This window comes from Halobacillus sp. 12SKB, from assembly GCF_052941655.1.
The window spans coordinates 2456776-2473981 of sequence record NZ_JBRFWR010000001.1 but is presented as its reverse complement, the minus strand read 5'-3'; the positions used below and the strand labels follow the sequence as shown (position 1 = coordinate 2473981).

Genomic DNA, 17206 nt, shown 5'->3' with positions numbered 1-17206 from the left:
CTCAATCTCCTTGACTTACATACTTGGTCACTGCAATATTTTCATAAACTTTGTACATTAGGATTAATTTTACTTTACCATTCTCCTCACTGAGGTGCAAAACTTTTTCATCCTTAATTTCCGCATCGGGATCCAGTTCCTGCTGAAGGTTGCTCCTTGCTGATGACATCCCTATTTTCTCAATATTCTTCCGGGACGATTCATAAGCTTTTCGGTCAATAGAATAGTAATCGATCGTCTTCATGTTGACAGGAATTTGGAACCCCAGGACACGCCAGTCTGATGTATGCGATTCTTCCCTGAAGTCTCCTTCTTCACCACGCCAGAAGCCCCAAACAGGAATAGAAAGCTTCCCGAATTTCAAGTGGTATTCACTTTCCACAGAACCATCTGTTAAGGAAAGCACTTGTTTCAAAGGAAGATTTTGGGCGACACGGTACCAGGTTTCAGCAATCACATCTCCTTCAGAATGTATAAACAGATCCTCTTCTTCCACCAACTGACCCGTGGCAAGGATTTGTCCTTTTTGTACTACATCGTAGACCGATACCATAGGGCGCCCCTTTTTAATAAAGGTCTCAATAATCATCCCTTTTTTTGCTGCTACAAGGTTTGAAGGTCGAGTGTTCATTTCTGTGTCGTATCTCGTTTTTTCCACACCATACAAATGATAGCTCGTCCCTTGCTTTTTCACACCAATCCATAACAAGTCCGGGATATCTTCCAACAACTGCTGTTGTATCTCAATGGGATCCTTCATCCCTATCGTTAGTTTTCCAGGAGAGACACCATAACTATTCAATTTACTTTCTACATCTGCTTCAAGCTCCGGCGAAAGTCCGTCCACCTTGATGGACCACAACGTATTTGCAAGAACAAAAATGATCACAACCGCTGCGATGAAGGCGAGAAGAACCGACAACCTCCCAATCATATGCTGGATAAGAAACGGAAGCCCTTTTCCACCTTTGATGGATATTTTACACCGGTACTTCTTCCTCAACTGCCTCAGGGTTTTCCAATCCTTCAGCCGAATCGTTAAAATAACTAGAGATTCATCTAACCTTCTCATATTTGTGATTTGGCACCCGCGTTTTGTACATGCTTGTAAAAAAGGTTCAATCAACGGCCCCTCTACTTGTACCGTCATGATTCCCTGAAAGAAATCATGCTGGTTCTTCATCGTCTCACCCCCCTTTGGATTCCGGCAAGAATTCTACGGACTTGAGTTCACCTTCCAGTAATAACTCTTCCTTCAGCATCATTTTCACACCAAGGTCTTTTCCCAAAATGCGAACCTGACCTTTTTTGTATTGAATCCTAACTTCTTCATCAGAAAAATGAAGGAGGCCTGTATGATTTTCTATGTACACATGAATGGACCCGATTGTCGTTATTCTTGGAAGATCCAACATGACATCAGATGGTAAATCAAAGTAACGACTGATCCAAGTCCGTATTTGCTGCTGCCATTTTGACATGCGACGCCCTCCCCTCTTTTCATTTATACGAAAAACGCACGAATTGTATCACTACAATTCGTGCGTTCTGCTTATCTTTTTCGTGGGTGAGAGCTGTGAGGCTTGCGGGCACGGGGGGGACCGAGCACTTCAGCCATTAAAATCCCTTCAGCTAACCGCTTTTTATCCCACTTCCTTGTTTTTTCTATGAGTGGACCATTTTGATTCAACTGTTCAGAAACGGTCTGTGTTCTTTTTCTTGACTCAGAGCGGTGGGAGTAAATTCCCTCCTCCTCTTCTTGAGTTTCTTCATTTCGAGCCGTGTTCGCTTCAGCAAGCTTCTTCTGTTTGGTCTCGTAGTAATCCTTCAACCTTTCTTCCCCAGACTTCTCCATCGCTTCTGTTTCCCGAAAATCTGGAGAAGGACCACTAGGGTAGGCGGGAGGAATTGGAGAGGTTTTCCTTTCCGGATTTTGTTTCTTCCCATTTTCTTTCGTCATACCGCTGAACCAACTGATAATCCCACCAATGATAGCAGCGAGAATGAGGAAGTTACTGAAAATGAGCTCGATTAAATCTCCCATACAAATTCTCCTTTTAGCTGATCAAGGATTATTTTTCTTCTTCCTCTTCATCGGACATTTTACCAAGCGTGTTTCTCATATCCGTATCCGCGTTAATGTTTTGATAGTTCATGTAATCCATGACACCCATCTTACCGGAACGTAAAGCCTCGGCAAGCGCTTGAGGGACTTGGGCTTCTGCTTCGACCACTTTCGCCTGCATTTCCTGTACGCGCGCACGCATCTCTTGCTCTTGAGCAATCGCCATGGCACGACGTTCTTCCGCTTTCGCCTGGGCAATATTCTTATCTGCTTCCGCTTGGTCTGTTTGCAGTATAGCACCGATGTTCTTGCCGATATCAATGTCTGCAATATCAATGGAAAGGATTTCGAAGGCCGTTCCAGCATCTAAGCCTTTTCCTAAGACATTTTGTGAAATCCTATCTGGGTTTTCCAATACTTTGTTATGATTTTCACTGGACCCGATCGTAGATACAATCCCTTCACCTACACGAGCAATGACTGTATCTTCGCCAGCACCACCGACAAGTCGGTCAATATTTGCTCTTACGGTAATACGTGCCTTTGCTTTCACTTCGATACCGTCCATCGCCACACCAGCGATAAATGGCGTTTCAATAACTTTTGGATTAACACTCATTTGAACAGCTTCGAGAACATCACGGCCAGCGAGATCAATGGCTGCACAACGCTCGAAACTGAGTTCAATATTTGCTCTTTGTGCGGCAATAAGAGCATTGACAACACGGTCAACATTACCACCTGCCAGGTAGTGACTCTCTAATTGGTTTGTATTTACATTTACACCGGCTTTATGAGCCTTAATCAATGGGTTGATTACACGTGAAGGAATGACCCTTCTCAATCGCATACCTACCAATGTGAAAATACTAATTTTTACACCTGCAGCTAGAGCACTAATCCATAGCATGACAGGAATAAATGTAAATAACACCGCTACTACGATGATAATGATACCAATGATGATGATTGGCATTAATTGTTCAAGTGTCACTTTGTTTCCTCCTCTTGTTCTTTTTTATTAATCTCACGCACAACAATACGTGATCCTTCTGTTTTCAAAATTTTCACTGCTTGAAGGGCGGGAATGAATCCACCTTCAGTCACTACATCTAAACGTTCACCATCAAAATCAGCTGTTCCAGAAGGACGGAGCGGTGTAATCGTCTCCCCCTCCATACCAATTAAATCCAATCGGTTTTGTGAAGATACATATCCTTTTTCTGATGATGTCGAATCATTCAAAATGATATGACGAAAGAAGCCTCTTTCCAAACCAACAAACTTAAATAATACAATGGAGACAACAATCGTCACCAATAGAGCAATTCCTATACTCATCGCCATATGGCCCATATCCGCTGATGAAAGCATCAATGAGGATACAATAGCAACAACCCCCGCTATTCCTGCAATGCCCCCTGGTAAAAAGAATTCAGCTATCACTAACCCGATTCCGAGGACCAATAGAATAATTGCTTCATACCCGGCAAGGCCAGCAACAATGTGACCATAAAAAAACAGGACAAGCGCGAGCGCTCCCATTGTTCCTGGTATGCCAAAGCCTGGAGAATACAACTCAACCACTAGACCAATACTTGCGATGGATAATAAGATCGGAATAACAACAGGATCTGTCAAAAATCTGGCAATATTCTCAGAAAGGGTCGGGTTCTCCTCTACGACGGTTGCATCAGACAAACCAAGAACACTGAGAAGCTCATTACGGTCGTCTACAATTCCTTCAGCATAACCTACTTCTTCCGCATCCGTTGCACCTAATGTTAAAAATTCTCCCTCAGGGGCTCCATAATCCTTCAAATCGACAGATGCATCGGCCATAGCACGCGCATATAAAGGGTCACGTCCTGTTGATTCAGCCGCTGCTACCATAGCTGATATCCAGGCGGATTGTGCCTTCTTATCAGCAGCGGTTCCATCAGAATTAATAACCCCGGAAGCACCCATGGTCGCCGTCTGCTTCATGTAGATCGAATCTGCGTTTAAAGCAATGTATGATCCTGCCGAATAGGCCCTGTTCGTTACAAATGCACTATTAGGAACGTCCAAATCTTGAAAAATTTCTCCAATATCACCCGCCGCATCCACGCGCCCTCCGGGTGTATCGATTTCAAATATGATATGATCCACACCATTTTCACGAGCTTCTTCTGTCGTCCGGTTAAGAAACGCAGCCATCCCTCGTTCCACCGTATCTTTTACAGGAATAACGTACACCGTCTGACCTTCCCCATCTGCTTGAACCGATGATTGTAAATGGAAGAATGATAAAACGCTTCCTAAAATAAGGAGTATCCCCCAAACACCTAAACGTAAATACCGCTTCATTCATTTTCACCTCCTTTACAGGTAGCCTTCCCACCATATAATACGTTTACGAATCAAAACCATGGTTGGTTTCAAAAAAGTTTAGTACTTTCATAAACGCATCGAAGAGATGTTAGCGTATGTAAAAAGGCCTCCCTTAACAAAGAGAGGCCTTTATATTTACGATAGTTGCTGAAGAACGAGCTTATTGACCTTGGTTCCGTCGGCCTTGCCCTTGACTTTAGGCATGACGGCACTCATGACTTTACCCATGTCACTCTTAGAAGTAGCGCCTACTTCCTGAATCGTCTCATCAACGACTTGCTTGAGTTCTTCATCTGTCAGCTGTTTCGGCATATATACTTGTAAAATCTCAATTTCACGTTCGAGTCCTTCTACAAGATCTTCACGTCCAGCTTCTTTGAATTCATGGAGGGAATCATTTCTCTGCTTTACCTCACGAGATAAAACAGTCAATTCTTCTTCTTCAGATAATGAGTCTTTCCCCAGTTTAATGGCTTCGTTTTGCATAGAAGCTTTCACCATGCGGATCGTCGATAGTCTTTCCTTATCGCGGGCTTTCATGGCTGTTTTCATATCCTGGGTGAGACGGTCTGTAATTGTCATCTCTTCAACACCCTCTTTAATTACTTACGCTTTCTAGCCGCCTCAGACTTTTTCTTACGGCGTACGCTAGGCTTATCGTAATATTCACGCTTACGATATTCCGCTAATGTACCACTTTTTGATACATCACGCTTAAAGCGACGAAGAGCATCTTCAAGAGACTCGTTTTTACGAACGCGAGTTGTTTTTGACATGCTAATTTCCCTCCCTCCGAAGCAAACAAAACTGTTTCTCTTGTATGGGAACCCCCCATACCTTTGACAATTATATTATATGCATGTCATATGGTCAACTTTTTTTGAAAGATAAAGGGTCGATAACTTCACTAATCTCTACACTGTCATTTAGCTTCATGTAACTTGAACGCCCGAGGTAGAGCGGAATGTTCAAATCTTTAAAATTCGGCAACCCATTTTCAAGAAATTTTTCTTCCTTGTAATGACAGCCCTTGATGTCACCGATAACCCAGTCATGATCACCTGTGGGAACAATTTGGTGAACATGACATTCATAGGCTAGATAAGCATGTTCAAGCAAAGGATCCCCCTGCTGTTCTATTCTCCACGGCTGATCGTATATTTCGTTTTTATCAAGATCCACACCTGAAACAGTTCCACTGTATTGGATGAATCCAGCTTCCTCAAAAGGGAGGAAATTGATTGTAAATTGGTTCGATTGTTTTACCATACCATATGTATGTCGTTCTCTTCCTATGGCTACGCCGTACATTGGTGGGGACATAGATAGGTATGCGTGCCAACCGGCAGCCATAAAATTAACCTTTCCTTCATGAAAAACTCCCACAACGGCTACCATCCCAGGGTAACTATGCATTTTTACATGATCTTTCTTTTTCATCTCACCCCTCCTCCTCTATACAATCTTTTAAATCACCTCTAAAGTCAAATTCCATTACTCTCTCCTCCACTATCGCTCCCGATTGTGTAAGACTCATTTTTGACGACTTATATTTAAAGCGCACTCCATCAGCATTTTAGGCTTAGTTTGCTAGCTATGAAGACAATTGCTTACCCACTTCCCTTATGTGTGGATGCTGATTATACCTATCATGATTTTTAGTACCTTATATGGCAAAGGGGCGGAGGGAAACGGTGAGACTCCTATGGTCCGTGCTGGACAGGTGAGACATCACAGGACGAAGACCGAGGAGGCTCGCCGCCCGCCCCATGTAAAGCGAACTTTTTCCCGGAGCCCCTAAACTCACACAAACATCTCCAGACTGAGTCTTCCACAATCCTGTCATATTCTTTAATAAGGCGGAAACTCATAAAAAGAAGCCATCTCCTTTTGGAGATGGCTTCTTTCGTTTAATTAATAATCAGAAGTTCCTTGCTCGCCGTTTACGATGGCGATTCCGGAGCTTGCACCAATGCGGGTAGCACCAGCTTCAATCATTGCTTTTGCACCTTCGTAATCACGCACTCCGCCGGAAGCTTTCACACCCATGTCTGGTCCGACTGTTTTACGCATTAAGCTGATATCCTCAACCGTTGCTCCTCCACCAGAGAAACCAGTGGATGTTTTAACAAAATCTGCTCCTGCAGCTTTTGCAAGTTCACATGCTGTAACTTTTTCATCTTCCGTAAGTAGCGAAGTCTCAATGATCACTTTTACAATAGCTTTCCCTTCCGCTTCACGAACGACTGCTTCGATATCTTGTTGTACAAGTTCTTTGTTTCCTGATTTCAATTCACCGATATTAATGACCATATCAACTTCAGTTGCGCCTTTTTCGATCGCTTGCTTAGTTTCAAAGGCTTTCGTTTCTTTCGTTGTCGCTCCTAGTGGAAAACCAATAACTGTACAAACCTTTACATCTGTTCCTTCTAGTAGCTCTGCGCAGTAAGATACCCAGTGAGGGTTGACACATACGGAAGCAAAACTTTGTTCTTTTGCTTCCTTACAAATCTGTGTAATCTTATCTTTCGGTGTATCCGGTTTAAGCTGTGTATGATCAATCATTTTAGCTAGATTTTGTTCCATTTGTTGATCGTCCTTTCAAGTTTAAGTTGTTCGTACATCTCTTCCATTTTAGCATGAAAGCGATTAAAATGCGAGCTCGTCCAGACATTTCAAACTTCTTCCAATTTATAAGAGAGACTAGATAAGAAATAAAGAGGAGCTGTTTCCATTCGCAAAATTCGCGGGCCTAAGCGAATCGATTCGAACCCTTTGTGTGATAGTTTTTCCACTTCGTTTTCAGAAAATCCACCTTCAGGGCCGAATACCACTAAAACAGTTTCCTCCCGTTTTAACGATTCCAAAGCTTCACTTAACAAACGGGAATTTCCCTGCCTCGCACTCTCTGCATATCCAAACAAACAATGGTCATAGTTCTTTTTTAACTCCAAAAGCTGATGGAGAGTATGAACAGATTGTATCTCTGGAACGATGGTTCGTTCGGACTGTTCACTCGCTTCTTTAGATATTTTCTGTAATCTCTGGATCTTCTTGTCAGCTTTTTTATTATCCCATTTGGCAACAGAACGATCAGCTTGATAGGGGATGAAGGCAGAAGCACCAAGCTCTGTCCCTTTTTGGACAATTTGCTCCAGCTTATCCCCTTTACCAAGGCTCGCTACAATTGTCACATGGACAGGAAGCTCCCGGTCTTCCTCCATCCATGTAACCACATGACAATGAACAACGTCCTCGGCCACTTTCGTGATTTCGCATAAAGCGGGGCCTCTTTCTGGGTGGATAGCTACAAGGTTGTCCCCTTCCTTCATTCTCATCACTCTAACAATATGATGGGTATCTTCCCCATTCACATAAACGGTGTCCCCGTTCCAACATTCTTGATCAACAAAATAACGTTGCATTCAATCACTCCGGTTTTTTAGCAATGATGCTGACCCAGTCTTCCATTTTGTTCGTCTCGACAATCTCAAAACCTGATTGGATCAACTGTTCTCGGACCATTTCCTTGCGACCAGATATAATCCCGCACGTAATGAAATATCCTCCAGGCTTGACGACACGGTAGGCATCATCTGTGAATTTGACGATAATCTCTGCCAGAATATTCGACACGATTAAATCCGCTTCCCAGTCTACCCCCTCGAGAAGGTCATTGAGTTTAGACGTCACTTTATCTTCCACACCATTTAGAGCAGCATTGTTCCTTGTACTCGAAACGGCTACATCATCTAGATCATAAGCATAAGCATGCTCTGCACCCAAAAGGACAGAAGCGACGCTTAGTATTCCAGATCCAGCACCGACATCCAATACTTTATCTCCTTTTTCTAAGTACTGCTCCAAGGCTTGTATGCTAAGAACTGTTGTCGGGTGCGTACCGGTTCCAAAAGCCATTCCAGGGTCCATTTCAATAATGATTTCATCACTGGATACCGGCGTGTAATCTTCCCATGTCGGGATGATCGTAATTTTTTCAGAAATTTTGACTGGTTTATAATATTTTTTCCACGCGGTTGCCCAATCTTCTTCATGAATTTCACTGATTGTCACATGATTATGCCCTATATCAATGCCGAATTCTGTCAGATTGGATACGGTTTTCTTAATCCCGTCCACGGTTTCACCAAGAAAACTGTTCATAGGCAGGTAGGCTTTTACATACACCCCTTCTGCCGGGTAATCGTCTGGATTCAATTCATAAATTTCTCCCAGTTTCGTTTTCTTTTTTTTCATATCTGACGGGTCTTCGATGACAACGCCACTCGCTCCTGACTCATGGAGAATATTCGATACCGGTTCAATTGCTTCTGTTGTCGTATGGACACATACTTCAGACCATTTCATTGATGATCCACCCTCTTCATTATTTTTTCTAAGTACTTATGAATAGTTAACCAGACTCTCAAGATAAAAAGTGCCTGTACGAGAGAACGGGAAATTCCATGAACTACCCATCAACCAATCGTACAGACACCTTCCTTTTAACCTTTAGCTGTCTCCTTTAAACGCACGTTTCATACGTTCGAAGAAGTTTCCGTGCTGCTCATCTGTTGCTTCATTGCCACTAATATCATTGAATTCACGCAGCAATTCTTTCTGTCGTTCTGTCAAATTCTTAGGCGTGATGACTTTCATCTTCACATGCTGATCCCCTTGGCCACGGCCATGGACGTTTGGTGCACCTTTTTCTTTCAGACGGAATGTCTTTCCAGTTTGCGTTCCTGCAGGTACTTTCAATTTCACATTTCCGTGTACAGTAGGGACTTCAATTTCATCACCAAGTGCGGCCTGTGCAAAGGTAAGAGGAATCTCACAGAAAATGTGATCGCCCTCGCGTTGGAAGAATTCATGAGGCTGAACGCGGATGACTACGAACAAGTCTCCAGCTGGACCTCCGTTGACCCCTTCTTCCCCTTTACCTTGCACACGAATTTGTTGACCGTCATCGATACCTGCTGGGATATCCAGATGAATTTTCTTGCGCTTTGTCACACGGCCATCGCCGCCACAGGTGTTACATTTGTCTTTAATGAATTTCCCTGTGCCTTGGCAGTGGTGACAAACACGACGGTTGACCACGCGGCCGAACGGTGTGTTCTGTTCTTGATTGACCTGTCCTGAACCTTGACAGTGGGAACAAGTTTCAGGTGTTGTTCCTGGCTTAGCACCGGAACCATCACACGTGTCACAGTCTTCCTCCATAGGAATTTCGATATCGGTGGACTTTCCGAAAATGGACTCTTCGAATTGAAGGGTCATCGTATATTGCAAATCTGCACCTTTTCTTGGTGCGTTCGGGTCACGGCGACGTCCACCGCCACCAAAGAACATATCGAAAATGTCGCCAAAGCCACCGAAATCTTCTGCGCCTCCACCGAAACCGCCAAAGCCGCCCTGGTTCGGACCGGCATGACCAAACTGATCATATTGGGCACGTTTCTGCTGGTCACTTAACGTTTCGTAAGCTTCTTTTGCTTCTTTGAACTTTTCAGAAGCATTGTCTTCCTCACTGACGTCAGGGTGATACTTACGCGCCAGTTTACGGTAGGCTTTCTTAATTTCATCTTTTGAAGCATCCTTGGACACGCCAAGGACTTCATAATAATCACGTTTACTCACTTGTCGATCACTCTCCCGGACGCTATTACATAAGGTTTATATTAACATTGAAAATCTAGGCAGGCAAACGTCATCTCTTTACCTGTTCATGAAAAAAGTCAAAGTCAAGAAGAACCTGACTTTGACTTTTTTTCTACCTTTTCTTACTTCTTGTTCTCGTCGTCGTTCACTTCTTCATAATCTGCGTCAACGACATCGTCGTCAGCTCCGCCGCCTTCTTGGCCTTGCGCAGCTTCAGCCTGAGCTTGTGCCTGCTCATAAAGCTTCACAGAGAGAGCTTGCACTTGTTCTTGAAGTGCTTCTTTCTTCTCTTTGATTGCGTCAAGATCTTCGCCTTCAAGGGCAGTCTGAAGTTCTTCTTTCGCAGATTCAGCTTTTTGTTTTTCTTCTTCACTTACTTGTTCGCCAAGATCTTTGATCGTCTTGTCTGTCGTGAAGATCAGCTGGTCTGCTTCGTTACGAAGTTCAATCGCTTCACGTTTCTTCTTGTCTTCTTCAGCGTTTTCTTCCGCCTGACGAACCATTTCTTCGACTTCCTCATCAGAAAGACCAGAAGAAGACTTGATCGTGATGGATTGTTCTTTGTTTGTACCCATGTCTTTCGCACGTACATTAACAATTCCGTTAGCATCAATGTCGAAGCTTACTTCGATTTGAGGCACACCGCGTGGTGCTGGTGGAATATCTGTCAGCTGGAAACGGCCAAGTGTCTTGTTATCTTGCGCCATTTCACGCTCACCCTGCAAGACGTGAATATCAACAGCCGTCTGATTGTCTGCAGCAGTGGAGAACACTTGAGAATGGCTTGTCGGAATTGTCGTGTTACGCTCGATCAATTTCGTTGTTACGCCACCCATTGTTTCGATTCCAAGGGAAAGTGGAGTTACGTCAAGAAGCACAACGTCCTTCACATCACCTTGAAGTACGCCACCTTGGATGGATGCACCAAGAGCTACAACTTCATCAGGGTTTACACCTTTAGATGGTTCTTTTCCGATTTCTTTCTTAATGGCTTCTTGTACAGCCGGGATACGAGTAGATCCACCTACAAGAATAACTTTGTGGATGTCGCTTGCACTCATACTAGCATCTTTGAGCGCTTGACGTGTCGGTTTCATAGAACGCTCAACAAGGTCAGATGCAAGCTCTTCGAATTTCGCACGAGTCAAGTTCATCTCAAGGTGAAGCGGCCCCGCTTCTCCTGCAGTGATGAATGGAAGAGAAATTTGAGTCTGAGCAACGCCGGAAAGGTCTTTCTTGGCTTTCTCAGCTGCATCTTTCAGGCGCTGTTTTGCCATTTTATCTTGGGACAAATCAATGCCGTTTTCTTTTTTGAATTCAGCTACCATGTGATCGATAATGACTTGGTCGAAATCATCTCCACCTAGACGGTTGTCACCGGCTGTAGAAATAACTTCAAATGTTCCATCGCCAATTTCAAGAATGGATACGTCAAATGTACCGCCACCAAGGTCATAAACAAGAATCGTTTGATCCTGGTCTTCTTTATCAATGCCGTATGCAAGTGCAGCTGCTGTCGGCTCATTGATGATACGCTCAACTTCAAGACCAGCAATTTTACCAGCATCTTTTGTAGCTTGACGCTCAGCGTCGTTAAAGTAAGCTGGAACGGTGATGATCGCTTTATCTACTGTTTCTCCCAGGTAATCTTCTGCATAGCTCTTGATATACTGAAGAATGATGGCAGAAACTTCTTGAGGCGTGTATTCTTTACCTTCAACTTCTACTTTGTAGTCTGTTCCCATATGACGTTTGATGGAAAGAATCGTGTTCGGGTTTGTAATCGCCTGACGTTTAGCGACCTCCCCTACTTGACGTTCACCATTCTTAAATGCAACAGCAGAAGGAGTTGTACGGTTCCCTTCAGGGTTAGGAATTACTTTCGCTTCTCCACCCTCCATTACTGCTACACAAGAGTTTGTTGTACCTAAGTCAATACCAATGATTTTACCCATGGTTAAATGTCCTCCTTTACGTACTCGTTCATAAGATTATTTTTTACTGGTTCACTTTTACCATTGACGGGCGGATGACCCGATCTTTCAGGCGGTATCCTTTTTGCAACTCTTCGACGACGATATTACTTTCATAATTTTCGTCTTCGACTTGCATGATCGCCTGATGCATATGAGGATCGAATTCTTCCCCTACAGCAGGAATTTCTTCGACGCCTTCTTTTTCCAGAGCTGCTTTGAACTGGTCATAGACCATTTTCATTCCATTTGCGAAGTTTTTGGCGGCATCGCCATCCACTTCCACTTGTAGAGCTCTTTCAAAGTTATCCAAAGCTGGTATTAATTCCTCTACCAGGCTCTGGGATCTATATTTCCTGTCCGCCTCTTTTTCCTTTTGAGTACGGCGGCGGAAATTATCATAATCCGCTTGCAAACGAAGCAGTCGATTATTGATTTCTTCTTTCTCCTGACGAAGCTGTTCAAGCTCATCAGTCTCTTCTACTACTGTTTGTTCAGATTCCTCATTTTGAGTTTCATCTTTTTCATCGATGATTTCTTGCTTGTTCTCTTCCACGACTTCCACCTCCTACTTTCCATTACACCGTTACTGACTATAACATGAATCCTTATCCTGAAAAAGTATGAGACATAAAGAAGCGATAGGGCGCATGGCCCTCTTCTTTTCTTCCGTACTAATACCAGCCACGGAATGTATCTGTCATATGCTTGGATAAGACGTTCATCAATGAAAACATTCGGTTGTACTCCATGCGAGTCGGGCCCAAGAGGGCAATCGTCCCCACTTGATTATTCCCCAGCTGATAACTTGCTGTAATCAGACTGCAGTTTTGCATGGCATCAAAAGGGTTTTCTTGTCCTATTCGGACTTGAATCCCTTCCTTACCGGTCCGTAGCAAGTCAGCCATCTCACTTTCCCGTTCGATGGTGGCATATAAAGACCTGACTTTATCAAGATCCCTGAATTCAGGCTGCATGAGAATGTTTGTCTTTCCACCGATGTACAGTTTCGTAGGATGCTCATCCACGAGAGCTGCACGCAAATACTGGAAAGCTTCTTCGTGATGATCAGTATGTGTTTTCAATAGATCATTAATCTCAGAATAGAGTACATCATGCAATTTCACCAACGGGACTCCTTGGAGCCGGCTGTTTAAAATGTTCACCATCTTTTCCAGATCTGCACCCTTGATCTCAACAGGAACGTTGAAAGCACGATGTTCCACGTGACCGGTATCCGTAACTAAAATCGCAATAGCAGACTGATCAGATAATGGAACGATCTGCAGCTGTTTTAGTTTTGTTTCGAATACTTCTGGTCCTAGAACAATGGATGTGTAGTTCGTCAAATCGGAGAGAATACCTGCTGACTTCTGAACCACACGTTCAAACTCCATCATTTTATCATCGAATGCTTCTCTGATGGTCACAATTTCCTGACTGGAAAGGCGCAATGGAGAAAGAAGATGGTCGACATAGAAGCGATACCCTTTTTCAGAAGGGACCCTTCCCGAAGATGAATGGGTTTTTTCAATGAAACCCAATTCCTCTAAATCAGCCATTTCATTCCTTATCGTTGCTGAACTGAATGTTACAGCATCTTTTTTGGCTATTGACCGTGAACCTACAGGTTGTGCGGTCAGAATGAAATCATCAATAATGACTTGCAAAATGAGCAATTGTCTATCTGTTAACATCGATGATCACCTCTGTTAGCACTCGTTTACAGTGAGTGCTAAATCTAATAATAAATTATCAAAAGGGTTGGGGGATGTCAACGGATAAACCTCTTTTTTTTACTCATTCCTCCATGTCCTTGTTCACAGTGGGGAAGTATGTCCCTAGCAAGCGTCGCAATAAAAGTTCAGGGTAGGGAGGGAAAGGGATCAATGGTCACTAAACAGTCTCTAAACATCCATGGAAATAGTCTTCTACGGACATCGCATGGATCCTAACTTTACGGGAGTATCACCGTTTCCCTCGCTCCCTTATCATTATAAATCAACCGATCTTTTTAACAAAAAGCACGTTCCTATGATCATTCATCCAACAAGAATTCCTGGAATACTTCATTACCAAGAATACGACCCTTGGATGTAAGACGGATATGGTCAGTGTCTTCTGCTATTAACGAGCGCTCTTTTAGTTCTGTAAGCTTGTTTCCGAAGACATCGACAAGTGTTTTTCCATACTTTTGTTGAAAAAGCTCTTTCGATACTCCTTTTGTCTTTCTCAAACCGAGAAACATTTCTTCCTCCAACTGCTCTTTTAGACCAATAGGTTCCTCATGGAGAACAGGCATTCCATCTTCCGTGGCTTTCTTAACATAGGCAGGCAAAGGACGGATATTAATTGTCCGCTTACCTGGAAGATACCCGTGGGCACCCGCTCCGATGCCATAATAATATTCATTATTCCAGTATGTCAGGTTGTGTTTACTTTCAAACCCGGGCTTTGCGAAGTTGCTGATTTCATATTGCACAGCTCCAGCATCAGCTAATTTACGCTGAAGTAGTTCGTACATTTCTGCTTCATCATCTTCTTTAGCCTTGGAGAGCTTACCCTTTTTGTACCGTTGATAAAACACGGTTTTCGGTTCAATTTGAAGAGAGTAGGAAGAGTAATGCGGCAAACCGAACTGCATCGCTTCATCAATAGTCTTTTCAAAGTCTTCAACCGTCTGCCCTGGAAGAGCGTACATAAGATCTATACTCACATTCGTCAATCCTGCTTGAACAAGACGGTCAATATTCGTATAGACATCTTTTACTTTGTGTACACGGCCGATCTTTTCAAGCATATCATCATCAAAAACTTGAACGCCGAGTGATATGCGATCGACGCCATAGGCCTTTAACAAACGTACTTTTTCGATATCTAAATCTCCCGGGTTCGCTTCAAAGGTGTACTCTTCACAGCCAGGAATATCAAAATGATCATCAATCATTTTCAGAAGCTTTTCTAACTGCTTGTGGTTCACGGCTGTCGGGGTACCGCCACCGACAAAAATGGTTCGCACGTCCGCTTTTTCTCCAGGGATATACGTGTGTATTTCTTTTTCAAGCGCTTCTAAATAGTCATCTGCCAAGCGCTCATTATAGAAAAACTTCGTAAAATCACAATAATGACATATCTGCTGACAAAAAGGGATGTGAATATATGCGGATGGGATTTTCATGGATGTTACCACCTTTCATAAGGAAAACCGCAAGAGAAAAATCTCCTGCGGTTTCAACTGTCTTCCTTTAGCTTTAGTCTTCGTTCAGGTCAAGGACGGACATGAAGGCCTCTTGTGGAACCTCCACAGATCCGACCATCTTCATGCGCTTTTTCCCTTCTTTTTGCTTTTCAAGCAATTTACGTTTACGGGAAATGTCTCCACCGTAACATTTGGAAAGAACGTTTTTACGCATCGCTTTAATCGTCGTTCGAGCAACGATTTTATTTCCGATTGCGGCTTGGACTGGAACTTCAAATTGCTGTCTCGGAATTAATTCCTTGAGCTTTTCAGCTATGAGCTTGCCGCGTTCGTACGCAAAGTCACGGTGTACGATGAAGGACAATGCATCAATGGTATCCCCATTCAACAAGATATCCATTTTCACGAGATTGGAGACACGATACCCAATCAACTCATAATCAAAGGATGCATACCCTTTTGTTTGGGACTTCAAGGAATCAAAGAAATCATAAACAATTTCAGACAATGGAATCTCATATACGATATTAACCCTGTTGTCATCCAGGTACTGCATATCCATGAAATTGCCGCGCTTCCGCTGACAGATTTCCATGACTGGACCGACATAATCATTTGGTACCATGACCGTTGCTTTAACGTAAGGTTCCTGAACTTCTTCAAGTTTCTGGTTATCCGGCATCATGGAAGGGTTATCGACATCAATGACCGATCCATCTGTAAGAGTCACCTGATAAATAACGCTTGGTGCAGTTGTAATAAGATCAATCTTATACTCCCGTTCAATACGTTCTTGGATGATTTCCATATGAAGCATTCCTAAGAAACCACAACGGAATCCAAAACCAAGAGCTTGGGAAGTTTCAGGCTCGAATTGAAGGGAGGAATCATTAAGTTCCAATCGTTCAAGAGCATCTCTTAGGTCATTATATTTGCTCGCATCTACAGGATACATCCCACAGAACACCATCGGATTCATCTTCTTATATCCTGGCAGTGGTTCTGCTGCCGGGTTATTGGCAAGTGTAATGGTATCCCCTACACGGCTGTCACCGATATTTTTGATCGATGCCGTCAAATAACCGACATCCCCGACATTCAACTCTTTCATCGGAGTAGGGGTCGGACGGAACACTCCCAACTCATTCACTTCGAATTCTTTGCCAGTGGCCATCATTTTAATTTTGTCTCCCAGCTTGATAGAGCCTTCACGAACACAGGTATAGGCCACGACGCCTCTATAAGAATCGTACAAGGAATCGAAAATCAAAGCCTTAGTCGGGTCTTTTACATCGCCCTCAGGAGCCGGAATATCGCTTACGATCCGTTCTAAAATCTCATCGATTCCTACTCCTTCTTTAGCAGAAGCAAGAATGGCATCAGAAGCATCGATCCCGATGACATCCTCTATCTCTTGCTTGATGCGTTCAGGGTCTGCACCAGGAAGATCAATTTTATTAATGACCGGGATGATTTCTAAATCGTTTTCCAGTGCCAGGTAAACATTGGCTAATGTTTGTGCTTCTATTCCCTGTGCAGCATCTACAACCAGGATCGCACCTTCACAGGCCGCTAAACTACGAGAGACCTCATATGTAAAGTCGACGTGGCCTGGGGTATCGATTAAGTGGAACGTATAATCCTGTCCATCGTTCGCTTCATATGACAATTGAACGGCATTTAATTTAATCGTGATGCCACGTTCACGTTCAAGATCCATCGCGTCAAGGAATTGTTCCTTCATTTCTCTTTGGGTTAATGCTTTCGTTTTTTCCAGAATACGGTCTGCAAGTGTCGATTTCCCGTGGTCGATATGGGCAATAATCGAAAAATTGCGGACCCTTTCTTGTTTGGATTGTGCTGTCAACTTAAATCACTCCTACTGAATTCGACACAAATATCTAGGTTGATTATAGCAATACGGGAAGCATT

The 17206-nt window shown here is 43.3% G+C and carries 17 protein-coding genes; all 17 read right to left on the bottom strand.

Annotated features, from left to right (window positions below):
• Nucleotide 1: 1 nt before the first annotated feature.
• Nucleotides 2–1183, bottom strand: coding sequence for a sporulation protein YqfD (gene yqfD / locus ACQ4XT_RS11965; protein ID WP_446853863.1), 1182 nt, complete (start codon nt 1181–1183; stop codon nt 2–4).
• Nucleotides 1184–1187: 4 nt separating this feature from the next.
• Nucleotides 1188–1481 (bottom strand): sporulation protein YqfC, encoded by a 294-nt coding sequence (yqfC, locus tag ACQ4XT_RS11960; RefSeq protein ID WP_160910986.1) that lies wholly within the window; start codon nt 1479–1481, stop codon nt 1188–1190.
• Nucleotides 1482–1552: 71 nt separating this feature from the next.
• Entirely contained in the window at nt 1553–2044 is a 492-nt protein-coding gene (locus ACQ4XT_RS11955) for a YqfB family membrane protein (protein WP_446853862.1), read from the bottom strand.
• A 28-nt stretch (nt 2045–2072) separates the two neighbouring features.
• Nucleotides 2073–3059: a flotillin-like protein FloA gene (floA, locus tag ACQ4XT_RS11950; RefSeq protein ID WP_089654302.1), complete on the bottom strand. Its 987-nt coding sequence runs from the start codon at nt 3057–3059 to the stop codon at nt 2073–2075.
• Entirely contained in the window at nt 3056–4414 is a 1359-nt protein-coding gene (locus ACQ4XT_RS11945) for an NfeD family protein (RefSeq protein ID WP_446853861.1), read from the bottom strand. Before ACQ4XT_RS11945 ends, floA begins: the two co-directional genes overlap by 4 nt.
• 159 nt (nt 4415–4573) lie before the next feature.
• Entirely contained in the window at nt 4574–5020 is a 447-nt protein-coding gene (locus tag ACQ4XT_RS11940; protein ID WP_146812806.1) for a GatB/YqeY domain-containing protein, read from the bottom strand.
• 20 nt (nt 5021–5040) lie between these two features.
• Entirely contained in the window at nt 5041–5214 is a 174-nt protein-coding gene (gene rpsU, locus ACQ4XT_RS11935) for a 30S ribosomal protein S21 (RefSeq protein ID WP_008638284.1), read from the bottom strand.
• 94 nt (nt 5215–5308) lie between these two features.
• Nucleotides 5309–5878 carry a flavin reductase family protein gene (locus ACQ4XT_RS11930; RefSeq protein ID WP_446853860.1) on the bottom strand — a complete coding sequence of 190 codons (570 nt, stop codon included), beginning with the start codon at nt 5876–5878 and terminating at the stop codon, nt 5309–5311.
• 474 nt (nt 5879–6352) lie between these two features.
• The gene (deoC, locus tag ACQ4XT_RS11925; protein ID WP_446853859.1) at nt 6353–7024 is read right to left on the bottom strand and encodes a deoxyribose-phosphate aldolase; all 672 of its coding nucleotides are present in this window, start codon (nt 7022–7024) and stop codon (nt 6353–6355) included.
• Between the two features lie 89 nt (nt 7025–7113).
• Complete coding sequence (locus ACQ4XT_RS11920; RefSeq protein WP_446853858.1) at nt 7114–7863, bottom strand: 16S rRNA (uracil(1498)-N(3))-methyltransferase; 750 nt, start codon at nt 7861–7863, stop codon at nt 7114–7116.
• Nucleotides 7864–7867: 4 nt separating this feature from the next.
• Entirely contained in the window at nt 7868–8806 is a 939-nt protein-coding gene (prmA, locus tag ACQ4XT_RS11915; protein ID WP_446853857.1) for a 50S ribosomal protein L11 methyltransferase, read from the bottom strand.
• Between the two features lie 144 nt (nt 8807–8950).
• Nucleotides 8951–10081: a molecular chaperone DnaJ gene (gene dnaJ / locus ACQ4XT_RS11910; RefSeq protein ID WP_446853856.1), complete on the bottom strand. Its 1131-nt coding sequence runs from the start codon at nt 10079–10081 to the stop codon at nt 8951–8953.
• Between the two features lie 143 nt (nt 10082–10224).
• A complete protein-coding gene (dnaK, locus tag ACQ4XT_RS11905) occupies nt 10225–12057 on the bottom strand; it encodes a molecular chaperone DnaK (protein ID WP_446853855.1) in 1833 nt (610 codons plus the stop codon).
• Between the two features lie 43 nt (nt 12058–12100).
• Nucleotides 12101–12631: a nucleotide exchange factor GrpE gene (grpE, locus tag ACQ4XT_RS11900; RefSeq protein ID WP_446853854.1), complete on the bottom strand. Its 531-nt coding sequence runs from the start codon at nt 12629–12631 to the stop codon at nt 12101–12103.
• Nucleotides 12632–12749: 118 nt separating this feature from the next.
• A complete protein-coding gene (gene hrcA / locus ACQ4XT_RS11895) occupies nt 12750–13772 on the bottom strand; it encodes a heat-inducible transcriptional repressor HrcA (protein WP_446853853.1) in 1023 nt (340 codons plus the stop codon).
• A gap of 341 nt (nt 13773–14113) precedes the next feature.
• Entirely contained in the window at nt 14114–15253 is a 1140-nt protein-coding gene (gene hemW / locus ACQ4XT_RS11890; RefSeq protein WP_446853852.1) for a radical SAM family heme chaperone HemW, read from the bottom strand.
• 73 nt (nt 15254–15326) lie between these two features.
• Nucleotides 15327–17141 (bottom strand): translation elongation factor 4, encoded by a 1815-nt coding sequence (lepA, locus tag ACQ4XT_RS11885; RefSeq protein ID WP_446853851.1) that lies wholly within the window; start codon nt 17139–17141, stop codon nt 15327–15329.
• Between the last annotated feature and the right edge of the window lie 65 nt (nt 17142–17206).